Below are 22957 nucleotides of genomic sequence, written 5' to 3'. Positions count from 1 at the left end.
AAGCGTATAAGGTCAAGATATAATGAACGACTACAATAATAACAATTTAACACCATATCAAGGACAACCTTGGCTAGTAAAAGAAAGAGATGCTTGTGGTGTAGGCTTCATCGCCTACCAAGACAATCGCAAATCCCATAAATTGGTTAAAGATGCGTTAAAAGGTTTAGCCTGTATGGAACACAGGGGAGGATGTGGCGCTGATAGACAAACAGGCGATGGTTCAGGGATTTTAACAGGGATTCCCGTAGAAATTTTCAAAACATGGTTTAGCGAAAATAATATTGAAATGCCCCCCGCCGAAGAATGGGGAGTAGGCATGGTATTTTTACCCCAAGATGAACAAGAAGCGCAAGAAGGGCGTAAATTTGTCGAAGAAATGGTGGAGGTAGAAAACCTCAAAACCCTTGGATGGCGTACTGTTCCTGTTAATCCTGATGTCTTAGGAGAACAAGCAAAAGCCAATCAACCCCGCATTGAACAAATTATAGTTACTTCTGGGGCAAAACACTACAAAGGGGATGAACTAGATCGTCGTTTATACGTTGCTCGTTCCCGTGTTGGTAAGAAATTAAGCGATAATTTTTATATTTGTTCTTTTTCCTGTCGTACCATCGTTTACAAAGGTTTAGTACAGGGAGACGTATTAGAAAAATTCTATGCAGATTTAAGTAACCCCGCCTACGAAAGTCGTTTTGCGGTTTATCATCGTCGTTTTAGTACCAATACCGTACCTAAATGGCCCTTTGCACAACCTATGCGGGTATTAGGACACAACGGAGAAATAAACACCCTCATCGGTAACATTAACTGGATGAGTGTCAGGGAAGCTAATTTAGAGTTACCTGGTTGGACAAAAGAAGAGTTTGACGGTGTGACTCCCATTGTTAACATGGATAACAGTGACTCCTACAACTTAGACAGTTCTTTAGAATTATTAATACGCACAGGGCGTAGTATTCCCGAGGCTTTGATGATTTTAGTACCCGAAGCCTATGAAAATCAACCCGAACTAGAAAAATATCCCGAAATTCTTGACTTTTACCACTACTATGCAGGGTTAAAAGAACCTTGGGATGGTCCTGCATTATTGGCGTTTAGTGAAGGTAAAACCGTTGGAGCTTGTTTAGATCGTAATGGCTTACGTCCCGCCCGTTATGCTATCACAAAAGATGGTTATGTGGTGGTAGGTTCCGAGGCTGGGGTGGTTGATTTAGATGAATCAGAAATTATTGAAAAAGGAAAACTCGGCCCCGGTCAAATGATCGTGGTAGATTTAGAAAATAATAAACTACTCAAAAACTGGGAAATCAAACAGGAAATTGCTTCCCAAAAACCCTATGGGCAATGGTTGAAAGAGTATCGTTTACACCTCGAGCGTCAAGAGTTTGAAACGGGAGATGGATCCCCCCTAACCCCCCTTAATAAGGGGGGAACTGAGCTGGTACAGTTACAGACGGCCTTTGGTTATACCCAAGAGGATGTAGAAATGATCATCACTGCCATGGCGAGGGATGGTAAAGAGCCAACTTTCTGTATGGGGGATGATATTCCTTTGGCGGTGTTATCCGATAAACCTCGTTTGTTGTATGACTATTTTAAACAGCGTTTTGCCCAGGTAACTAACCCCCCTATCGATCCCTTACGGGAAAATTTGGTTATGTCTTTGGAGATGCACCTAGGGGAAAGGGGCAATTTGTTACACATTGAACCGAAAAATGCCCATACTTTGGTTATTGATTCTCCTGTGTTGTCGGAGTCTGATTTGGAATTTATCAAAAATTCTGATCTTGCTACCGTGGAGTTATCTACTCTTTTTCCTATCAGTGATGGCCCTGACGGTTTGAAATCTGCGTTAGAAAGATTATGCGCTCAAGCCACTGAGGCGGTAAATGAAGGTCATCAAGTAATTGTACTCAGCGATCGCACCCCCATCGATACCGAAACTTCTTACATTCCCCCTCTTCTTGCGGTGGGGGCGGTACATCAACACCTTATCAAGGCAGGATTACGCCTAAAAACCTCTTTGGTGGTAGATACTGCCCAATGTTGGAGTACCCACCATTACGCTTGTTTGGTCGGTTTTGGCGCTTCGGCGGTATGTCCTTATCTTACCTTACAAACGGTTTCTAATTGGTGGCATGATAGCAAAACTCAGAAGTTGATGGACAATGAAAAAATCGAAAAAATTTCTGAGATAGAGGCGCTTAACCGCTACCGTAAATCCATTGAGGCTGGATTGTTTAAAATCCTTTCTAAAATGGGCATTTCTCTCCTTGCTTCCTACCATGGGGCTCAGATTTTTGAGTGTATTGGTTTGGGTGCGGATGTCATCGAATTGGCTTTCAAGGGTACCACTAGCCGTGTGGGTGGTTTAAACCTTGCGGAAGTGGCTAACGAGGTAATTTCTTTCCATCAAAAAGCCTTCCCTGAGTTACAGGCCAAGAAGTTGGAAAACTACGGTTATATCAACTATAAGAAAGGCGGTGAGTATCACATGAACTCCCCTGAAATGGCGAAAACTTTACATAAGGCGGTATCTGCCTATGGTAGCCAAGAGGGTTATGATCATTATGAGTGGTATCGCAAGTATCTTGAAGAGCGCCCTGTAACTGCTTTACGGGATTTACTAGAGTTTAAGTCTGACCGAGATTCTATCTCTATTGATGATGTGGAGTCCGTGGAAGACATCGTTAAGCGTTTCTGTACTGGGGGTATGTCCTTGGGTGCATTGAGCCAAGAAGCCCACGAAACCCTTGCTATAGCGATGAATCGTATCGGTGGAAAATCAAACTCTGGGGAAGGAGGAGAAGATCCTAATCGTTACAACATTATTGATGAAGTGGATGCAGAGGGTAAAAGTAGTTTATTTCCCCATCTCCATGGTTTGCAGAAGGGCGATCGCGCCGCATCCGCCATCAAACAAATTGCCTCTGGACGTTTTGGGGTTACCCCCGCATATTTAATGAGCGGTGAACAGCTAGAAATCAAGATGGCACAGGGTGCAAAACCTGGAGAAGGTGGACAGTTACCCGGGAAAAAAGTGAGCGAATATATCGCTATGTTACGCCGTTCCAAACCAGGTGTTACCCTCATTTCTCCCCCTCCTCATCACGACATCTACTCTATTGAGGATTTAGCCCAATTAATCCACGACTTACACCAAATCAACCCCACCGCCAAAGTTTCCGTTAAATTGGTGGCAGAAATCGGCATCGGTACCATCGCCGCTGGGGTAGCCAAAGCCAACGCTGACGTTATCCAAATTTCTGGTCATGATGGTGGTACAGGCGCATCTCCCCTAAGTTCCATCAAACACGCTGGATGTCCTTGGGAATTGGGCGTTACCGAAGTACACCGCACCTTGTTGGAAAATCAACTGCGCGATCGCGTCCTACTCCGTGCTGACGGTGGTTTAAAAACTGGTTGGGATATTATCATGGCGGCGTTAATGGGTGCTGAAGAATATGGTTTCGGTAGCATTGCTATGATTGCCGAAGGTTGTATTATGGCGCGTGTCTGTCATACCAATCAATGTCCTGTGGGAGTTGCTACCCAACAAGAAAGACTGCGCAAACGTTTCTCTGGAGTACCGGGAGACGTGGTTAACTTCTTCTACTTCATCGCCGAAGAGGTACGCTCTATCCTTGCTAAACTAGGCTATCGCAGTTTAAACGAAATCATCGGACGCGGTGACTTATTAACCTATCGTCAATCTGCCCAACTTACTAAAACCAAGACTTTGGTGTTGGATTGTTTAATCAATCTTCCTGATACCAAAACTAACCGTCAATGGTTAAATCATGGGGATACCCACACCAACGGTAACGTTTTAGATGATGAAATCCTCGCTGATAATGTCATTACGGAAGCTATTAACAACCATGGTAGTGTAACCAAAGAGATTAAGATCATTAATACCGATCGCTCCGTAGGTGCTAGAATTGCTGGGGTAATTGCTAAACAACACGGCGATTATGGTTTTGAAGGACAATTAAACCTCAACTTCAAAGGTGCTTCTGGACAAAGTTTTGGGGCTTTCAACGTTAAAGGGATGAACATTCACCTCGAAGGGGAAGCCAACGACTATGTGGGTAAAGGTATCAATGGTGGAGAGATTGTTATTGTACCTCCTAGTAATATCACCTTTGAAGCAGTTGATAACGTCATCCTTGGTAATACCTGTCTATATGGTGCCACTGGGGGTGAATTATATGCCAATGGACGGGCGGGAGAGCGTTTTGGGGTGCGTAACTCCAAGGCAACCGCCGTTATTGAGGGTGCAGGGGATCACTGTTGTGAATACATGACAGGGGGTTTAATCGTTGTCCTGGGTAGTGTTGGACGTAATGTGGGCGCTGGTATGACTGGCGGTTTAGGTTACTTCCTTGATGAAGAGGGTAATTTTGAAGCTAAAGTTAACCCTGAAATTGTCACTATTCAGCGTATTTCTACCCCTGAAGGGGAAGCTCAATTAAAAGAGTTGATTACCAATCATGTGGAGAAAACAGGTAGTAAAAAAGGTCAATTAATCCTTGATAATTGGTCGGAATATCTACCTAAATTCTGGCAGGTTGTACCTCCTTCGGAAGCCGAAAACCCTGAAGTAAAAGCTCAAAAAGAGTTAACTCAAGTGTAATTTAAATGGGGTGGGCAATGCTCACCCTATATCTTTATGGCTTGATGCTCTTTTTAGAGAATGGACTAGAATGAGAGAGTAAGTATAAACAACAAAATACCACTGATGAGCCTAACCGCAGTTAAACCAACCCTTAATAGCCTACCCACCATTACAACGTTATCCAATGGGTTAACTATTATCGCCGAACAAATGCCCGTAGATGCTGTTAATTTTAATGTCTGGTTTAATGTGGGTTCAGCGGTAGAAAGTAATCAAATTAATGGTATGGCTCACTTTTTAGAACATATGATCTTTAAAGGAAGTCAAAAGTTAGTGTGTGGAGAGTTTGAACAAATTGTTGAGGCTAGGGGCGCTGTGACAAATGCGGCCACGAGTCAAGAATATACTCATTTTTATGTTACTTCTTCTCCCCAAGATTTTGCCCATTTAGCACCTCTACAGTTAGATTTGGTGTTAAATTCTAGTTTACCTGAGTCTGAGTTTATCCGAGAAAAATTGGTGGTTTTGGAAGAAATTCGCCGTGCAAAAGATAATCCCCGTCGTTTGGCTTTTGAGAAAGCGATGAAGATTTGTTTTCCTAGTTTGCCCTATTCTCGCCCCATCCTAGGCACGGAAGAAATTATTGAGCCTTTAACCAGGCAACAAATGTATGATTTCCACCGTTATTGGTATCAGCCCCCATCCATGACGGTTAATGCGGTGGGTAATTTACCAGTGGAAGATTTAACGGCTATTGTGGCGGATGTGATGGGGGATTTAAGGAGAGAAGGACAACAGACTTTTAAACCCCAAATTATGGCGGAATTACCTTTTAATGTCATTGTTAGGGAAGATTATACGGATTCTGCTCTACAACAGTCGAGAATGATTATGATGTGGCGTGTGCCGGGGTTAATAAGTTTTCATGATACCCTTGCTTTAGATGTTTTGGCGATGATTTTGGGGCAGGGTAAGTTATCCCGTCTATTCCGCTCTTTACGGGAGGAGCAAAGGTTGGTTAAGGGTATTGGGGCTAGTAATATGAATCATCAGGTACAGGGGGTTTTTTATATTGCGAGTCAGTTGGATAAGGGTAATCTGGGTAAGGTGGAACAAGAAGTTATTAATCATATTAAGGATATTCAAGATAATGGAGTTTCTGAGGCTGAGTTAAATAGGGTTTGTAATTTAGTGGCTAATCAGTTTATTTTTCATAGTGAGAAGCCGAGCGATCGTGCTAATCTTTATGGTTATTATTATTCTCAGTTGGGTAGTTTAGATTTAGCTTTTAGTTATACTGACAATTTACGCTCTTTGACGGTGGATGATATTCAACAGGCCGCCAGAAAATATCTCCATGTTGATGCTTATGGCGTTGTTAGGGCAATGAATGATTAGGGGCGATACGCAATAGGCAAAAGGTAATAGTTAAAAGTGATAATTCTTTATTGTTCATTGCTTAATTGCTCTAAAGACACAAAAACTGGTATCTTAACGAAAGAAAATAATAAAAAAAGAAAAAGGCACGACTAGAAATGATTTACCAACGAGTTTTACTGAAGTTAAGCGGTGAAGCATTAATGGGTAATTTGGGTTATGGAATCGATCCTAAAGTAGTTGCCGATATTGCCCAAGACATTGCACAGGTTGTACGAGAAAACGTGGAAGTCGCTATTGTCGTTGGTGGAGGTAATATTTTTAGGGGTGTGAAAGCATCAGCGGCAGGAATGGATAGGGCTACCGCTGATTATGTGGGTATGATTGCCACCGTAATGAATGCTATGACATTGCAAGATGCTTTGGAAAGAATTGATATTCCCACTAGAGTTCAAACTGCGATCGCCATGCAGGAAGTCGCCGAGCCTTATATTCGCAGACGTGCCATTCGTCACCTAGAAGTAGGGAGAGTCGTTATATTCGGTGCAGGTTCTGGAAATCCCTTTTTTACCACTGATACCACGGCAGCGTTACGGGCGGCTGAGATTGATGCCCAAGTAATTTTTAAAGCTACTAAGGTTGATGGTGTTTATGATAGCGATCCGGTTACTAATCCTAATGCTCGTCTTTACAAAAGTTTAAACTACAATCATGTTTTAACTGAAGATTTAAGGGTAATGGATGGCACTGCGATCGCCCTTTGTAAAGAAAATAATATCCCCATTGTGGTATTCAACCTTGCCGAACGTGGTAATATCATTCGAGCTATAAAAGGTGAACCCATAGGTACAATTATAGGAGGTTCTTATGACATTAATTGATGATCTAAAAGCTAATATGCAAAAAAGTGTCGAAAGGACACAACAAGACTTTAACACCATTCGTACAGGTAGGGCTAACGCCAGTTTGCTCGATAAAATTATGGTGGATTACTATGGTGCTGATACCCCTTTGAAAACCATTGCAGGTATTAGCACCCCTGATGCTACTACTATTTTAATTCAACCTTTTGACCGTGGAAGTATGAGTCAAATCGAAAAAGCCATTTCCCTCTCGGACATCGGTTTAACCCCTAATAATGATGGACAAGTTATCCGTCTTAATATCCCCCCCCTCACCGCTGAACGTCGCCAAGAGTTTGTTAAACTGGCGGGTAAGTATGCGGAAGATGGTAAGGTTTCGGTGCGTAATCACCGTCGGGATGCCATTGATAAGGTGAGAAAGCAGGAAAAAAATAGTGATATTTCTGAGGATGAATCCCGTGATTTACAGGATGAAATTCAAAAGGTGACTGATATGTTTACCGCTAAAATTGATGAGCTTTTAGCCGTCAAAGAGAAGGAATTAACTAGCATTTAAATTTATTTGGGTGTTAGGTAGGTGTTAGGTGAATTGATAATGGATAATAAATATTTCTATGATTAATATTGCTATTTTGGGGGCAGGACGTTGGGGTAGTCATTTTGTTAAAATTTTTCTTAATCATAGGAATGTTAATTTAATGGCTATTTGCGATAGTAGCCCAGAAAGATTATATTTTATCAAAGAAAAATATCAAGTTTCTAACTCAGTTGATTTACTAACAGATTGGCAAACAATAAGTAATATAAAAGATTTAGATGCAGTTATTATAACTACTCCAGCTAGTTCTCATTATGTTTTGATTAAACATTTTCTTACTCAAGGTTATCATATTTTAGCAGAAAAACCTATAACAATTAAGTCTAATGAAGCTAAAGAATTAACAGAGTTAGCTAATGAAAATAACCTAATTTTATTTGTTGATCATACTTATTTATTTAACCCTTTAATTGAACAATTAAGTCGCAAAATTCAAACGGAAGATATAGGAAATTTAAAATACGGCTACGCTTCGCGCACCCACGCTGATGCTATTCGAGGGGATGTCAACGTAATTTGGGATTTAGCCATCCATGATATTTCTATTTTTAATTATGTTTTGAGGGAAAAACCTTTTCAAGTTTGCGCCCAAGGACAAAATTTTCTCTCCCATGACTCCATAGACGTGGCTTGGTTAAAGTTATTTTATCCTTCTGGTTTTGTGGCGACGATTCATGTTAGTTGGTTAAATGCTGATAAACAAAGAAAGTTAACCTTAGTGGGGGAAAAGGGTAGTTTCGTTTTTGATGAAATGATGCCTCAATCTCCTTTAACCCTTCATCGGGCAAATATTCATCAAGATATGTCGCCCATGATAGTAGATGGTTATGCCACAGAGAATGTCGATTTTACCCCTTTTAATACTTTACAGCTTATGGGCGATCGCTTCTTATCCACCATCAAAACCAACCATCAACCGACAATATCTACGGGGGAATTTGCCACCGAATTAATCCAAATCCTCGAAGCCATGGATATATCCTTAGAAAATAATAGTGCCATGGTTTCCGTTAACTACGGATAGAATAAAAGACGATTAATAGTATCCTTAAAAGTATTTTAAAGAAAATGGCAAAAGGTGATCAATTATATGTGTGGCGTAAATTTGCTAACCTTGACGGCGTATATCAACACCACGGCATCGACACGGGAGATGGCAACATTATCCATTATCGTAAACCTAGCGAGGTAGTCGAAAAAACATCCTTTAATACCTTTAGTAAAGGTAATCGGGTTTATATTCGTCAATATCCTCGGGGTTTTTCCTTCATTCCCGACATAGTCATTGAAAGGGCTTTTAGTCGTCTTGGGGAAAAAAAATATAACCTATTATTTAATAATTGTGAACATTTTGCCACTTGGTGCAAGACAGGAATAAATGACAGTAAACAAGTACAAGATTTTATTCCTACTATTAATAAACTAAATACTTTTAATCTTTTTGATCCTCTAAAAACGGCTTTTAAAGATGTTAATAGTAATAATACTGAAAATATTATTAATAGTGCCTTAAATGATATTCGGGTGGCATGGAATAGAATACAACCTGAATATAAAGAAGCCCTCAAAGAAGTTGATATATGGCAAAAAGTTGCCTATAAAGCACTACAAAATAACCGTGAAGATTTAGCAAGGGAAGCGTTAATTAGAAAGAAAAAATATCAAACTAGAGTTAATGAATTACAAAGCGAATTGGAAAAATTAGCTACTATGACAGAAGGATTAATACAGAGTCAAAAATAACTAGGGTTTGATCAAAAAGTCTTACGATTTTGATTGATAATGGAGAATGAATAATGGAGAATGGATAATTGATAATGGTAATTTTATGAAATCATCTGACTCAATATTTATGACAATACCCCTTATATCAAGTTGGGAAAATTTCTTATAAATAGATTGTATCTTCATCAACCGTGTAATGAATTCCACAGCTAATGGTAGTTCGTTCAATAAATTGAACTAAGATATTAATACTCCTAACTTGTAAATGATCAAGCAGATTTGATATTAACTATCCATAAACTTCTTGCCTTGTCAAAACCACTAAATTAAGTTAAACTTGTTTATGATGGCAAAAACTTGCCTTACGAGATGTAGCGCAGCTTGGTAGCGCGCCTGCTTTGGGAGCAGGATGCCGCAGGTTCAAATCCTGTCATCTCGATATTTATCAATAAAGGGGGAATGTCCCCCAGAATAGATTAAAATTCTAAATACCAGAATTCTTCTTTTAATTCCCTCGCCATGAGGTTTTCTACAGCTTCCACAGCAGATACTTTTCCTTTTAAGAGTAAATAAACTTGATAGGAAATGGGTACGGGTATTTTTTCTTTATTAGCTAATTTTATCAATACATTAGCGGTGTTAACCCCTTCTGCTGTGCCTTCTAAATTCTCTAAAATGTCATCTAAAGCCTTCCCTTGGGATAATCCCATACCTACTTGGTAATTACGGGATAAGGGGCTATCACAGGTAGCTAGTAAATCTCCTAACCCTGATAAACCAAAAAATGTTTCCACCGATGCCCCCAAATGAGTACCTACCCTAATCATTTCTGGCAATGCTCTAGTTAAAAGGGCAGCTTTTGCATTTGTACCTAAGTTTAACCCATCACAGACCCCAGAGGCGATCGCCATTACATTTTTTAATGTACCGCCCAATTCTGTACCAATGGGGTCATTATTAACATATACCCTAAAAATATCAGAAGCAAACATACTTTGTACCAACTCCGCCGCTTCCGTATCATTACTCGCCAATACCGTAGCTGCAGGTAAACCTTTTTTAATTTCCTTAGAAAGATTAGGCCCTGATAATACTATTACTGCATGGTTAGGAAAAGTCTCCTGCCAAATTTGAGAAGGGGTAAGGGTAGTCTCAAAATCTAAACCCTTAGTAGCAGTAACAATAATAGCCTTATCCTTTAAACCGATTTCCTTAAGTTGTTGACTAACCGCCACAACCCCCTTCATGGAAATAGCGGAAATAATGACATCCGCATCCTTTACCACTTCTTCTAAAGACTTTTCCGCCCGACGACTCCACACCTCACATTCAAATCCTGCACGGTTAAGCAAAAAACATAAACTTGTACCCCATGCCCCTGCACCAATAATAATTGTTTTAAGATTTTCAGTAGTCATAATAATTTAATCCTGTTATTTTCATAGGATGAATAGTTTCATCACAAACTAATTTTAAAGGTAGATGGATAAAATAAATGTTATGGAAGATGACTTTTTATTAGTTACCCCATCAACAACTAAAAATTTAAACAAAAATGTTCGATATTTATTTCATAGTAGTATTTTTAATACTAATTCTTTTTTGTGCATTTATTTTAGCCCTTAGAGTAAATAAAAAAAGACAATCAATTTATTCATCACCCATTAATCAAGAGTGGATTAGTTTTCTTGAAAATAACGTTTATTTATACCGTAAACTACCTAATCAATATAAACCCCAATTACATAATTATATTAAAGTATTTATTGCTGAAAAAGAATTTATAGGCAAAGAAGGCATCGAAGTTACTGAGCAAATGAAACTAATTATTGCTTCCCAAGCCTGTTTATTATTACTCGATAATAATCCGAACTTTTTACATCCTCATAAAAGTAATTATTTTCCATATCTAAAATTTATCTATATTTATCCTGACAGAATAGAGAAAAAATTTAATAAAAATGCTCCCGAAAGTAGTTTATTATTAGGTCAATCATCGGTGGGTTATAAATCAGGGAAAGATGGTAATATTCTTTTTTCTTGGTTAGATGTCAAACTAGAATCACAATCTCATAATACAGAAAGTAACGTAGTTTTACATGAATTTAGCCATCAATTAGACCAAGAATTTGGTAATGCTACAGGTACTCCTAGATTAAAGAATTTAGAAGCTACTTTAACCTGGCAAAATATCTTTAAAATAGAGTATCAAAAATTATGTTTATCCATGAAAAAACAAGAATATACTATTATTGATAAATACGGGGCAACCAATCCCGTTGAATTTTTTGCAGTGGCTACGGAGGCTTTTTTTCTCAAAGGAAAATTAATGGCGGTAAATCATCCTTTATTATATGAACAATTAAGGGAATATTATCAATTAGATCCTGCTTTATGGTAAATTATATGAAATAGAAAAAAGATTGCTATAAATATAATTAACTTCAGTATTTCCCGCCTTGTAATGAATTACAAGGCTACGGATTTTTCGTTCAATAAATTGAACTTTTATGTTTGGAAATAAATGGATTCAGCACCCATAAATCTATACAAGGAATGGTCAAGGGTTTTAACCTAAATTGAGGTTAATTAGGCTGGGATTTTATTTGAGAGGTTTTATTTGTCGTAAACATTTAAGTATTTCATATTATACTCAATTATATTTTAATAACCGAATAGTTATAATACATAATAAATAATAAGTAAAAGTAAATTTTTTAAGTCAATTACTTGTATTTTGTTAAAACAAAAGATATTCTTTCTTATGTATGTTTTAAAAATTGATAATATACTAAGAGAAATATTAATCATATAATTCACTACAGCGCACCTTAATTAAATATCAAAACAAAAAACTATTTAACATCAAAAAGTATTTCATGGGTTAGGGCTAATTTTTCTAACTCTTTTCTTTTTTCTAAGGATAGAGTGGGAGAATTATTATAAATGGTCAATAAATCATTAAAAATTTGTTCAGATTTATCAGGAAAAGACTTTAACTCATATCCTTTAATATCTAATTCTTGCATAAGTTGAGATACTTTAGGATCATAGGATAAAGCAAAACAATTACAACCCTCAGAAGCACCCATAATTAAACTGTGTAATCTCATACCGATGAGCATTTTTATTTGTTTAAAAATACCTTTCAATTCTCTAGGATTTTCGATAATAATTACCTGACAATTATCTTTGAGTTTTTCTTCTATTTTTTGACATAATGATAGGTCTTGTTTTATTTGAAAAGGTATTAAAATAATGTTAGCTTTAGTTGCTTTTTGTAGTTGTTTTATAGATTCTATTAATAATTGTAATTTTTGCTCAGTCAATGTACAATGTTGACGAACATTAACAGCAATTAAAGGAGCTTTTAAAAGACTAATATTAATTGTTTTTTCACTAGATAAAGCCCAAACAGGATCAGGAGCAATAAAATAAGATAAATTCCAATTCTCAAGGGTTTTTGCTGAACCTTTATCCCTAACACTAATCCCCTGACAATCCTTTAATACTTGTTTAGTAATCCATTGAGTCAAAGGGGAATTAAGAGGCCCTATCCCTTGGGCATAGGCGATGGTAATTAAGCCTTTTAGCTGGGCTAATTTCATTAAACTAGCGTAAAACAGGGGGCTTTTAATACTGGTTACATCCTGCATTAAACTACCCCCTCCCCAAATAAAATAATCTTGTTTTCCTAAGCTAATAATTTGTTTAATAATATCAAGACGGGAATAGCTTTTTATTCCATAATTCTTGGTTGTTAAAGTTGGATTTCCCGATAAAATAATAGGTTCAATGTCTTTAGGTAATCTCTCTATTAAAGACAATAATAATGCTTCATCTCCCGCATTTCCCTGTCCATAGTATCCACAAATTATTGCTTTTTTCATTATTACTTAATTATTAATAATTACGGTGCGATCGCCTATAATTGTACCTTGATAAATAAGTTCTTCATGTAAATTTGTATTCAAATTTATTTTAATCTCATTTTCACCCTTTGGCAAATCAGAAATATAATACCAATTGTCATATATTCTGGTAATTTTTTCTCCATTGATATATAAATGTGCATGGCCTTGATTAATGTTACTTTCTTGATTCACCGTTTCAGGGGCAAAAGTAAAATTGTCAGTAATAATTTTCACATTCCAGCCAGTCATAGTATCTTCCATAACCTCAATCTCAATGTTAGGAATTAAATCATGATTAGAAATATCAATGGATTTATGGGAATGACTATGGCTTGATGAAGGAGAGTTATGATGATTATTATCCTTATTAGTATGAGCAAACGTATTTTTAGTAACTAAAACGGAAGAAGAAAGTAAAACAAAACTGAGACCAAAAGACAATAATTTTATTGAAGGTATCATAAATATAATCAAATAATAATTTTGGCTCTTATATTATCCATTATTATTAATAAATAAAGCAAGTTTTACCAATCGTCAAATTTTGTTTAAAAATAACTAATTACCCCTAAAAACTATTTCTATGTTCCGTCTTATCAATGCTTCAGACTCCTTTACTCTTAAACAAATTTATCAAAAAGTAGTCCAAGAATTAGCACCGAGCTTATATAATGAAGAACAAGTAATTGCATGGTCAGCCTTTCCCAATGATCAGGATAAATTTAATAACTTTATCCTCAAACCAGATACTTATATCATTGAAAAAAATCAAGAAATTATTGGTTTTTGTGGATTAGAAAAAAATGGACATATCGCATCTCTTTATATTCATCCCAAATACACCCGTCAGGGTTATGGTACACAATTATTACAGTATGTATTAAATCAAGGAATCAAACAAGGAATTACCAAATTTTATACAGAAGCAAGTTTCTTTTCTCAACCAGTATTCCAACGTTGTGGTTTTGAAATCATAGAGATGGAAACGGTTAAATATGGGGTAGTTTCTTTTGAAAGGTATAAAATGGAAAAAAGAATCATTGAGGAAAAAAATGAGTAAAAATGAAGAGATGAAAGCCTTTGTTGCGGAGTTAAAAACTCAATTCAAAATTATCGGCTTATTTTTAGTAATCTTTTGGGCTATCGAAATCATTAATCAATACTTTTTTAGCAATAATCTTAATTATTTAGGTATTGTGCCAAGGAATGTGGTTGGTTTGAGAGGAATCCTCTTCGCCCCTTTTCTTCATGTAGATTTCCCTCATTTGTTGGCTAATACAGTGCCATTTGCCATCCTCGGCTGGTTTGTGATGTTACAGAATACTAGGGATTTTTATCTTGTCACCCTTATTTCTAGTTTATCTAGCGGTGTAGGTGTCTGGTTATTTGCCCAACCTAATTCTATTACCATGGGTGCTAGTGGGGTAATTTTTGGTTTCTTAGGATTTCTATTGGCTAGGGGTTATTTTCAGAAAAACGCTCCTTCCATTGCACTTTCTTTGACGGTAATATTTTTATATGGTGGTATGATTTGGGGTATTTTTCCATCAAATCCTAGTGTTTCATGGTTAGGGCATTTATTTGGTTTTTTAGGGGGAATTTATACCGCTAGACTAATTGCATCTAAATAATATTTTTTGATATATACATATAAGAGTATTAGTTGTTAGATACTATTTATTTTATTGGGTGTTGACTGTTAAAAATGTTGACTGTTAAAAATAATTAATCTCACATATTAGTTGATCAATAAGAATCTAAAGGATATTAAAGTTTACTTTGGCGGACAAATTAAGTATAAAATATTTTTTGTTCTCGGAAAATATTTCTACCAGTTTTTGTTTTGGCTTTTCTTTAAGTTATCTTAAATAATTGTTACCAAAAAATCAGTATTTATAAGGATAAATTAATGACCATTTTTAGAGACAATGGGGATAAAGAAAATAAATTATTTAGCACATTGTGAGTTTGTAATATCAATCGGATAATTATTTAGGTTTAATAATATTGCTTGACTTTCTGTTAAATATTTTCTATGACAAATAATCAATCGCCAAGGGTAGAAGACATGGAAACAATAATCCTCAATCAACCTATGGGTTTTCGTACTAAGTTTCGTGGAATTATGGATATGTATAGTGATAGGAAAACTGTCACAGATTATCTGAATAATCATCAGGGTTGGTTTGTGCGTTGTGCTTCGCCGATGAAAGTAGAGCCTTTTTCTGAGAATGGTTACACCTTGACAGTGGGGCGTTATGGGGCGTTTGGTTATGAAGTTGAGCCTCAGATGAGTGTAATTTTAGAGCCTCCCATGGGGGAACATTATACTATGTATTCTGTGACTAATCCCGAGTCAGGTAATGACGGTTATGAGGTTGATTATTATTCGGTGATGGACATAGAGACGATTTCTGGTGATAGTATTGAAGTTAATGATAACTATTGTCTTCCTCCAGAAATTACCCGCATTAATTGGGAGTTGGATTTGAGGGTTAGGGTTTATTTTCCTAAATTTATTTATAAAATACCGACAAATATGATACAGAGTACAGGCGATCGCCTCTTAAGCCAAATAGTAAAACAAGTATCACCTCGACTAAGTTTTAAGGTACAAAAAGACTTCCATAGTCATTTTGACTTACCCATTCCCCCTAAAAAATCACGCACCTGCGAAATCGTAAAACAAACTAATCAAAGTCAATGGGTTGCCTAAATAAAATAATATTGTAACTATGATAAGAACATTTGTCCCAGAAAACCATTATGTAGCCTTTAAAATGGCTCGGGGCAGATTTGAACTGCCGACCTTGGGCTTATGAGTCCCCTGCTCTAACCTACTGAGCTACCGAGCCTTGTTTGATAACGGTTAACTATTATAACTAATTCTGAAAAATAATTCAAGGAAAAAAACAAAAAAATATCTTGCCAGTAAAGACAAAACTTGAATAACAAAAACCATTAACCTAACACCTAAAACCCAACACCTAAAACAGATTAACCATCCATCCATTCGGTGTGGAAAAATTCTCCACGGGGTTTATCGGTGCGCTCGTAAGTATGAGCTCCAAAATAATCTCTTTGAGCTTGGGTTAAATTCTGAGGTAATCTCTCACTGCGATAACTATCAAAATAATCTAGGGAAGCATTAAACGCAGGAGCCGGAATACCCATAGATGTCGCCATCATCAATACATCTCGCCATGCCTGTTGACGATCCAACATACTTTGTTTAAACTCAGGGGCAAGGAGTAAATTAGGTAAATCAGGATTATCAGAAAAAGCCTTATTAATTTTGCCTAAAAATCCAGCCTTGATGATACAACCACCCTTCCAAATTCGGGCCACTTCAGGCAGATTAATATTAAAACCAAACTCCTGCGATGCCTTGGCAATTAATGCCATACCTTGGGCATAGGAACACATTTTAGAACAATATAGAGCATCCCGAATTTTGGGAATAAAACTTTCTACGTCTCCATTAAAGGTCGAAGTTACCCCCTGCAACTCTTGAGATGCTTTGATTCTTTGCTCCTTAAAACCTGAAATTACCCTAGCATTTACCGCCGCATAGATGGTAGGAATGGGTACAGCCAATTCTAATGAGCTTACCACAGTCCAGCGCCCCGTACCCTTTTGCCCGGCCGCATCCAGGATTAAATCAATGAGATGTTTTCCTGTTTCGGGATCTTTTTTGGGAAAAATATTGGCGGTAATATCGATGAGAAAAGAATCTAACTCCTCGGTTTTATTCCAGTCGCTAAATACTTCGTGTAGTCTGTCATTACTCAAACCTAAACCATTTTTCAATAAATCGTAGGCTTCCGCAATCAACTGCATATCACCATACTCGATGCCATTATGTACCATTTTCACATAATGCCCAGCGCCCCCAGGCCCAATATAAGTCACACAAGGGCCATCATCCACTTGAGCAGCAATTTTGGTGAGGATAGGTTCTAACTCCTGATAAGCTGATTGAGTACCTCCAGGCATCAGAGAAGGGCCATTGAGAGCTCCTTCTTCCCCACCACTAACACCCATACCCATAAAGCCTAACCCTGTGGCTTCTAATTCTTGGGTGCGTCTTTCGGTGTCTTCGTAAAGGGAGTTACCGCCATCAATAATCATGTCTCCTTCTTGGAGGAGGGGTTTTAACTGTTGAATCACAGCATCCACCGGGCCCCCTGCTTTTACCATGACCAAGATTTTGCGGGGGCGTTCGAGGATTTGCACAAATTCTTCTAGGGAATAAGCGGCTTTGATGTCTTTGTCTTTTGCCCTAGTAGCCATGAAATTTTCGGTTTTATCAGGGCTACGGTTATACACAGCAATGGGAAAACCCCTACTTTCCACATTAAGAGCTAGGTTTTCGCCCATGACAGCGAGTCCAATTACTCCAAAGGTTCTTTTAGTCATAAAAAATGTATATGCTTAATATCTATTACCCTTTCAGGTTAACTTGATATTCTGGTTTTGTTCACTAAAAGAATATTAAAAAAACTTTGACATAACATTTTTCGGTTAAGGCGATTAGCAATAGACAACAAACAAGAAATATTTATCATTTCTTACTCTGTTCCCTGTTCCCCGTTCCCTACTCATGCAAAAGGTAATAGAGTAATCGATAATAAAGCTCCCTTATCTCCCCAATCTGGCAAGAGTCTGGTAAAATCTAAATTTCAATTAATGTTCGGAGATGTTGATTTTACTGTGATTAAACTGATTAAAACTCCCCAAGAAGACCAGTTGGTAATTGAGCATGATGGCGATGGTTTGAGGGGTACTATTTCTATCCCTGGGGATAAGTCTATTTCCCATCGTGCTTTAATGTTAGGGGCGATCGCCTCTGGACAAACCACCATCGAAGGATTATTATTAGGAGAAGATCCCCGCAGTACGGCAAAATGTTTTCAGGCCATGGGGGCAACCATATCACAGTTAAACACAGAAAAAGTCATTGTTGAAGGCATTGGCAATCAAGGATTACAAGAACCTGTGGACATTCTCGATGCAGGTAATTCGGGAACTACCATGCGCCTGATGTTGGGCTTGTTAGCATCCCAACCGGGCAAATTTTTCACGGTGACAGGGGATAATTCCCTACGCTCTCGCCCCATGTCTCGGGTAGTTAAACCTTTACAACAGATGGGGGCTTTAATCTACGGTAGAAAGGACAATCAAAACGCTCCCTTGGCAATCGTTGGACAAAATTTAAAACCCATCCATTACCACTCCCCCATCGCCAGTGCGCAGGTAAAATCTTGTATTTTGTTGGCAGGGTTGATGAGTGAAGGGAAAACCACCGTTACCGAACCCGCCCTATCACGGGATCACAGTGAAAGGATGTTACGGGCTTTTGGAGCAAAATTGGACATTGACCCTGATACTAATAGCGTTACCATTGAAGGTAAAACCCCCCTCATCGGGCAAAAGGTAATTGTACCAGGGGATATAAGTTCGGCGGCTTTTTGGTTGGTGGCAGGGGCGATCGCACCTAATTCGGATTTATTAATTGAAAATGTGGGGGTAAACCCTACCCGTGTGGGCATCTTGGAGGCTTTGCAGATGATGGGCGCTGATATTACCCTAGAAAATCAACGGGAAGCAGCGGGAGAGCCTGTGGCAGATTTACGGGTAAAATCCAGTAAATTAAAGGGTTGTACCATTGAAGGGGATATAATACCCCGTCTCATTGATGAAGTGCCTATTTTAGCGGTGGCGGCTTGTTTTGCTGAAGGTACTACCAGAATAAAGGATGCAGAAGAATTGAGGGTAAAAGAGAGCGATCGCCTTGCAGTGATGGCCTTAGAATTAGGTAAGATGGGCGCTAATATTACCGAATTTACTGACGGTTTAGAAATCACAGGGGGAAATCCTCTTAGTGGTGCGGATGTAGATAGTTTCACCGATCATCGTATTGCCATGAGCTTGGCGATCGCTGCTTTGATGGCAAAAGGACAAACCATCATCCACCGCACCGAGGCGGCTTCCATTTCTTATCCTACTTTCGTGGACACCCTATTACAAACCACAGAATCATAAATTTTATTCCATTACCCCATAAATCAACTACAGTGAAACTAGATTCTGGAAAAATTATTCCAATTGACTATCGTAAAAGTTAGTTTTATTTAATAATAGACAAGGTCATCGAGAAGGTAGATAAATAAATGCTAGAACAAGATTCCATGTTGATTGAAGAAATCGAAGCTAGGGAAATATTAGATTCCCGTGGGCGCCCCACCGTAGAAGCAGAAGTACGTTTAGAAAGCGGTGTCGTCGGTATGGCTCAAGTACCTAGTGGAGCTTCTACAGGTAGCTTTGAAGCCCATGAATTGAGAGACGAAGATCCTAATCGCTACGGTGGTAAAGGGGTTTTAAAAGCCGTACGCAACATTAGGGAAAAAATTGCTCCCGAATTACTTGATATTGATGCTTTTGACCAAGTGGGCATCGATACGGCTATGATTAACCGTGATGGCTCTCCCAATAAGAAAAATTTGGGTGCTAATGCTATCCTTGCTGTATCCCTCGCCAACGCTAAGGCCGCAGCCTTAGAATTACAAGTCCCCTTATATCGTTATTTGGGTGGCCCTTTGGCCAATGTTTTGCCCGTACCCATGATGAATGTGTTAAATGGTGGTTCCCATGCCGATAATAATGTGGACTTCCAAGAGTTTATGATTATGCCTGTGGGAGCGGAAACTTTTTCCGAATCCTTAAGGTGGGGTGCAGAAATTTTTGCTTCTCTGAGTAAGGTTTTAAAGGACAAGGGCTTACTCTCTGGGGTGGGTGATGAGGGGGGCTACGCTCCCAATTTAGGCTCTAACCAAGAGGCTCTGGACTTGCTTATACAGGCGATCGAGGTGGCTGGTTATAAGCCAGGAGAACAAGTTGCCCTAGCTATGGATGTGGCAGCCAGTGAGTTTTATAAGGATGGACAATATATTTATGATGGCTCGGCCCATTCCTCTGAGGAATTTATCAACTATTTAGGGGATTTGGTGGCTAAATATCCCATTATTTCCATTGAGGATGCCCTACAGGAAGATGATTGGGATACTTGGAAGGTTTTAACTGATAAACTCGGTTCTAAGGTTCAATTAGTGGGGGATGATTTATTTGTAACTAATGCTACCCGTTTACAAAAGGGTATTGATTTAGGGGTAGCCAATGCTATTTTGATTAAGTTAAATCAAATTGGTACTCTTAGCGAAACTTTGGAAACCATTGATTTAGCTACTCGCAAGGGTTATCGTTCGGTAATCAGTCATCGCTCTGGGGAAACCGAAGATACTACCATCGCTGATTTGGCAGTAGCTACCCGCGCAGGGCAAATTAAAACTGGTTCTCTTTGTCGTAGTGAAAGGGTTGCTAAATACAATCGTTTATTACGCATTGAGCATCAATTGGGAGATAGGGCGGTGTTTGCTCCTAAAATGGGTTTAGGTCCTTGTTAGGATCTGTTGATCTATTATTTGATATAGGTCTTTTATATCTCCTGAATTATCGATAATTATATCTGCCCTTTTGAGTTTTTCTCTTAGGGGCATTTGACTGGTAATACGGGCGATCGCACTTTCTTTTGACAAACCATTACGCCGTTGCAGTCGAGTTACTTGGGTTTCAAAATCGGCATACACTACCCAAATTTGATCTACTAAATCAGTCATTTTTGCTTCAAATAAAAGAGGAATAGATAACACCATGATGGGTGCTTCACATTCCCTAACCTCCCTTTCTATTTCCTGCCTAACGTAAGGGTGAATCTGCGCCTCTAGCCACAACTTTTCTGACTCATCATTAAAAATAATCTCCCCTAACTTGCCCCGATTGATACTCACATCCGCCAATAATATTTGCGCCCCATACCGCTTCACAATCCTTTTATAAATAGGGGAATAAACCTTAACCGCCTCCCTTGCCAAAACATCCGCATCCACTATGGGGATTTGATACTTATTTTGTAAATAATCCGATACCGTACTTTTCCCCGTGGCAATGCCCCCTGTCAAACCAATAATCATCTTAATACTAAATCCTGTTTCAATAATATACCAATCAGGGCAGGGAACAGGGAACAGGGAACGGGGAATAGTTTTTTACTAATGATTATAAACATTAAGTTTTAAGGATTATGAGAAGCCCAATTTTAAGTTAATAAATAGATATACAATCTCTCAGGGATTTGGTATAAATCCTGTTTTAATAATATACTAATCAGGGCAGGGAACAGGGAACAGGGAACGGGGAATAGTTTTTTACTAATGATTATAAACATTAAGTTTTAAGGATTATGAGAAGCCCAATTTTAAGTTAATAAATAGATGTACAATCTCTCAGGGATTTGGTATAAATCCTGTTTTAATAATATACTAATCAGGGCAGGGAACAGGGAACAGGGAACGGGGAATAGTTTTTTACTAATGATTATAAACATTAAGTTTTAAGGATTATGAGAAGCCCAATTTTAAGTTAATAAATAGATGTACAATCTCTCAGGGATTTGGTATAAATCCTGTTTTAATAATATACTAATCAACGCAGGGAACAGGCATTCTTGCAATGAAATAATTATCAATTATCCATTCTCAATTATCAATTATTTAGAAGTTTTCATTTCCAAAGCACCTTTGGGATAAACAATGCGTTGATGGTTAAACTGTTGCCAGACATTAATAAACACCTCCGCAATGATGGGTAATTCATCATAACGTAAACCACAATCATCCAATTGATGATCTCGCCAACGAGCCTTAAAAATCTTGTTAACCATAGCCATAGCTTGTTCTGGGGTTGCATCCTTTAACGATCGCAACGCTGCCTCACAACCATCAGCTAACATAACTATACCAGTTTCCCTTGATTGAGGAATCGGCCCATCATAACGAAAATTAGTTTCATCAATGTCAATATCTGGGTTTTCTTCGGCTTGGGTTTTTGCTTGGTAATAAAAATAAGAAATTAATAAAGTCCCTTGATGTTCAGGGATAAAATTACGAATAGCTTGGGGTAAACCATGTTTTCTAGCCATCAAAATCCCCTCACTAACGTGCTTTTTAATAATATCAGCACTTTGCCAAGGATCATTAATTTGATCATGTTTATTTTTGCCCCCCATCTGATTTTCAATAAATCCTAAGGGATCGTGCATCTTACCAATATCATGGTATAAAGTACCAGCCCTGACTAATTCCACATTACAATTTAACTTCCGCGCTGCCGCTTCGGCTAAGGATGATACAAACATCGTATGTTGAAAAGTGCCAGGGGCTTCGGTGGCTAAACGTTTTAAAAGAGGACGATTGGTGTTAGATAATTCCGCCAGACGGATGGGGGTAATTAAATCAAAGAATCTTTCTAAATAAGGGGAAATACCCAGGGCGATTACTCCATAGGTTAAGCCCACGGCACCATGCCAAATGGCCGCAGGTATGATGGCATACCAAAAACCACCCACCGCACCACTAGAAGCTAAAATAAGGACGAAATATACTGCACCCTGAGTAATACCTACGCCCCCTCCCAAAAAGGCTAACTCCTCCCGTGAGCGTAAACGAGAAGCAATGATGGCCGCCAAAACAGAGGCCGCATAGGAGGAAACCAAATATTGCCATCCTAAAGTTCCCGTCTGAAATAGGGTTAATCCTGCGGTTAAACTAACATGGGTAACGGCAACCACTGGGCCATAAAAACTACTCATCAAAAAGCCTACGGCGGGTAACGAGTTATAACCCACATCGAATAAACTAATGATTGGTACAGATATACTTAACAACCACCATAAAAATTGATCTCTCCTTCTCAATCTTCTTTGGGTACGTCTAGTGGCGATCGCCATAAAATCCACCAAAGC

The 22957-nt window shown here is 38.3% G+C and carries 18 protein-coding genes and 2 tRNA genes; 13 read left to right on the top strand and 7 right to left on the bottom strand.

Going from position 1 to position 22957, the window contains the following annotated elements; genetic code table 11:
* Nucleotides 1-22: 22 nt before the first annotated feature.
* From gltB to IQ215_RS06090, 7 genes are all read left to right on the top strand, one after another.
* Complete coding sequence (gene gltB, locus IQ215_RS06120; RefSeq protein WP_193800432.1) at nucleotides 23-4639, top strand: glutamate synthase large subunit; 4617 nt, start codon at nucleotides 23-25, stop codon at nucleotides 4637-4639.
* A 105-nt stretch (nucleotides 4640-4744) separates the two neighbouring features.
* Entirely contained in the window at nucleotides 4745-6019 is a 1275-nt protein-coding gene (locus IQ215_RS06115) for a M16 family metallopeptidase (RefSeq protein WP_193800431.1), read from the top strand.
* Between the two features lie 137 nt (nucleotides 6020-6156).
* Nucleotides 6157-6879, top strand: a complete 723-nt coding sequence (gene pyrH, locus IQ215_RS06110) for a UMP kinase (RefSeq protein ID WP_193800430.1) — start codon at nucleotides 6157-6159, stop codon at nucleotides 6877-6879.
* On the top strand, nucleotides 6866-7417 hold the full coding sequence (gene frr, locus IQ215_RS06105) for a ribosome recycling factor (protein WP_193800429.1): 552 nt from the start codon (nucleotides 6866-6868) through the stop codon (nucleotides 7415-7417). The genes pyrH and frr overlap by 14 nt, the downstream gene beginning before the upstream one ends.
* Before the next feature lie 58 nt (nucleotides 7418-7475).
* Nucleotides 7476-8483: a Gfo/Idh/MocA family protein gene (locus IQ215_RS06100; protein ID WP_193800428.1), complete on the top strand. Its 1008-nt coding sequence runs from the start codon at nucleotides 7476-7478 to the stop codon at nucleotides 8481-8483.
* 44 nt (nucleotides 8484-8527) lie between these two features.
* Nucleotides 8528-9202 carry a lecithin retinol acyltransferase family protein gene (locus tag IQ215_RS06095; protein WP_193800427.1) on the top strand — a complete coding sequence of 225 codons (675 nt, stop codon included), beginning with the start codon at nucleotides 8528-8530 and terminating at the stop codon, nucleotides 9200-9202.
* A gap of 347 nt (nucleotides 9203-9549) precedes the next feature.
* A tRNA-Pro gene (locus IQ215_RS06090) sits at nucleotides 9550-9623 on the top strand.
* Nucleotides 9624-9660: 37 nt separating this feature from the next.
* On the opposite strand, the gene IQ215_RS06085 is transcribed toward IQ215_RS06090, so the two are convergent.
* Entirely contained in the window at nucleotides 9661-10602 is a 942-nt protein-coding gene (locus IQ215_RS06085) for an NAD(P)H-dependent glycerol-3-phosphate dehydrogenase (protein ID WP_193800426.1), read from the bottom strand.
* A 137-nt stretch (nucleotides 10603-10739) separates the two neighbouring features.
* Between IQ215_RS06085 and IQ215_RS06080 the strand changes: the two genes are divergently transcribed.
* Nucleotides 10740-11585: a M90 family metallopeptidase gene (locus IQ215_RS06080; RefSeq protein WP_193800425.1), complete on the top strand. Its 846-nt coding sequence runs from the start codon at nucleotides 10740-10742 to the stop codon at nucleotides 11583-11585.
* 454 nt (nucleotides 11586-12039) lie between these two features.
* Here the strand turns inward: IQ215_RS06080 and csaB are convergent, their stop codons facing one another.
* The gene (gene csaB / locus IQ215_RS06075; protein WP_193800424.1) at nucleotides 12040-13074 is read right to left on the bottom strand and encodes a polysaccharide pyruvyl transferase CsaB; all 1035 of its coding nucleotides are present in this window, start codon (nucleotides 13072-13074) and stop codon (nucleotides 12040-12042) included.
* 6 nt (nucleotides 13075-13080) lie between these two features.
* A complete protein-coding gene (locus tag IQ215_RS06070; protein ID WP_241735265.1) occupies nucleotides 13081-13539 on the bottom strand; it encodes a hypothetical protein in 459 nt (152 codons plus the stop codon).
* Nucleotides 13540-13681: 142 nt separating this feature from the next.
* On the opposite strand from IQ215_RS06070, the gene IQ215_RS06065 reads away from it, so the two are divergent.
* The 3 genes from IQ215_RS06065 (at nucleotide 13682) to IQ215_RS06055 (ending at nucleotide 15814) form a co-directional block, all read left to right on the top strand.
* Nucleotides 13682-14158, top strand: a complete 477-nt coding sequence (locus tag IQ215_RS06065) for a GNAT family N-acetyltransferase (RefSeq protein ID WP_193800422.1) — start codon at nucleotides 13682-13684, stop codon at nucleotides 14156-14158.
* The gene (locus IQ215_RS06060; protein WP_193800421.1) at nucleotides 14151-14729 is read left to right on the top strand and encodes a rhomboid family intramembrane serine protease; all 579 of its coding nucleotides are present in this window, start codon (nucleotides 14151-14153) and stop codon (nucleotides 14727-14729) included. Before IQ215_RS06065 ends, IQ215_RS06060 begins: the two co-directional genes overlap by 8 nt.
* A gap of 404 nt (nucleotides 14730-15133) precedes the next feature.
* Complete coding sequence (locus IQ215_RS06055) at nucleotides 15134-15814, top strand: DUF1997 domain-containing protein (RefSeq protein ID WP_241735264.1); 681 nt, start codon at nucleotides 15134-15136, stop codon at nucleotides 15812-15814.
* Between the two features lie 65 nt (nucleotides 15815-15879).
* Here the strand turns inward: IQ215_RS06055 and IQ215_RS06050 are convergent.
* Nucleotides 15880-15953 (bottom strand) — tRNA-Met (locus IQ215_RS06050).
* 142 nt (nucleotides 15954-16095) lie between these two features.
* Nucleotides 16096-17517, bottom strand: coding sequence for a decarboxylating NADP(+)-dependent phosphogluconate dehydrogenase (gnd, locus tag IQ215_RS06045; protein ID WP_193800420.1), 1422 nt, complete (start codon nucleotides 17515-17517; stop codon nucleotides 16096-16098).
* A 294-nt stretch (nucleotides 17518-17811) separates the two neighbouring features.
* On the opposite strand from gnd, the gene aroA reads away from it, so the two are divergent.
* Nucleotides 17812-19143, top strand: a complete 1332-nt coding sequence (gene aroA / locus IQ215_RS06040) for a 3-phosphoshikimate 1-carboxyvinyltransferase (protein WP_431355523.1) — start codon at nucleotides 17812-17814, stop codon at nucleotides 19141-19143.
* Nucleotides 19144-19271: 128 nt separating this feature from the next.
* Nucleotides 19272-20561 carry a phosphopyruvate hydratase gene (gene eno, locus IQ215_RS06035; protein WP_193800418.1) on the top strand — a complete coding sequence of 430 codons (1290 nt, stop codon included), beginning with the start codon at nucleotides 19272-19274 and terminating at the stop codon, nucleotides 20559-20561.
* Here eno and coaE read toward each other — a convergent pair.
* Nucleotides 20547-21128: a dephospho-CoA kinase gene (gene coaE, locus IQ215_RS06030; protein WP_193800417.1), complete on the bottom strand. Its 582-nt coding sequence runs from the start codon at nucleotides 21126-21128 to the stop codon at nucleotides 20547-20549. The two genes, eno and coaE, sit on opposite strands and share 15 nt — an antisense overlap.
* Nucleotides 21129-21703: 575 nt before the next feature.
* Nucleotides 21704-22957 (bottom strand): HD family phosphohydrolase (locus IQ215_RS06025; protein ID WP_193800416.1); only part of this gene is annotated, 1254 nt, incomplete at its 5' end.

Origin of the sequence: Cyanobacterium stanieri LEGE 03274 (genome assembly GCF_015207825.1) — a bacterium.
In the GTDB taxonomy this organism is placed as follows: domain Bacteria; phylum Cyanobacteriota; class Cyanobacteriia; order Cyanobacteriales; family Cyanobacteriaceae; genus Cyanobacterium; species Cyanobacterium stanieri_B.
Note: the sequence above shows the minus strand (reverse complement) of the source record. Positions and strands in the feature narration are given on the sequence as shown.

Bases quoted from the DNA above. Each gene is read 5' to 3' on its own strand.
- gltB (WP_193800432.1), top strand. From the start codon at position 23: ATGAACGACTACAATAATAACAATTTAACACCATATCAAGGACAACCT.
- IQ215_RS06115 (WP_193800431.1), top strand. From the start codon at position 4,745: ATGAGCCTAACCGCAGTTAAACCAACCCTTAATAGCCTACCCACCATT.
- pyrH (WP_193800430.1), top strand. From the start codon at position 6,157: ATGATTTACCAACGAGTTTTACTGAAGTTAAGCGGTGAAGCATTAATG.
- frr (WP_193800429.1), top strand. From the start codon at position 6,866: ATGACATTAATTGATGATCTAAAAGCTAATATGCAAAAAAGTGTCGAA.
- IQ215_RS06100 (WP_193800428.1), top strand. From the start codon at position 7,476: ATGATTAATATTGCTATTTTGGGGGCAGGACGTTGGGGTAGTCATTTT.
- IQ215_RS06095 (WP_193800427.1), top strand. From the start codon at position 8,528: ATGGCAAAAGGTGATCAATTATATGTGTGGCGTAAATTTGCTAACCTT.
- IQ215_RS06085 (WP_193800426.1), bottom strand. From the start codon at position 10,602: ATGACTACTGAAAATCTTAAAACAATTATTATTGGTGCAGGGGCATGG.
- IQ215_RS06080 (WP_193800425.1), top strand. From the start codon at position 10,740: ATGTTCGATATTTATTTCATAGTAGTATTTTTAATACTAATTCTTTTT.
- csaB (WP_193800424.1), bottom strand. From the start codon at position 13,074: ATGAAAAAAGCAATAATTTGTGGATACTATGGACAGGGAAATGCGGGA.
- IQ215_RS06065 (WP_193800422.1), top strand. From the start codon at position 13,682: ATGTTCCGTCTTATCAATGCTTCAGACTCCTTTACTCTTAAACAAATT.
- IQ215_RS06060 (WP_193800421.1), top strand. From the start codon at position 14,151: ATGAGTAAAAATGAAGAGATGAAAGCCTTTGTTGCGGAGTTAAAAACT.
- IQ215_RS06055 (WP_241735264.1), top strand. From the start codon at position 15,134: ATGACAAATAATCAATCGCCAAGGGTAGAAGACATGGAAACAATAATC.
- gnd (WP_193800420.1), bottom strand. From the start codon at position 17,517: ATGACTAAAAGAACCTTTGGAGTAATTGGACTCGCTGTCATGGGCGAA.
- eno (WP_193800418.1), top strand. From the start codon at position 19,272: ATGCTAGAACAAGATTCCATGTTGATTGAAGAAATCGAAGCTAGGGAA.
- coaE (WP_193800417.1), bottom strand. From the start codon at position 21,128: ATGATTATTGGTTTGACAGGGGGCATTGCCACGGGGAAAAGTACGGTA.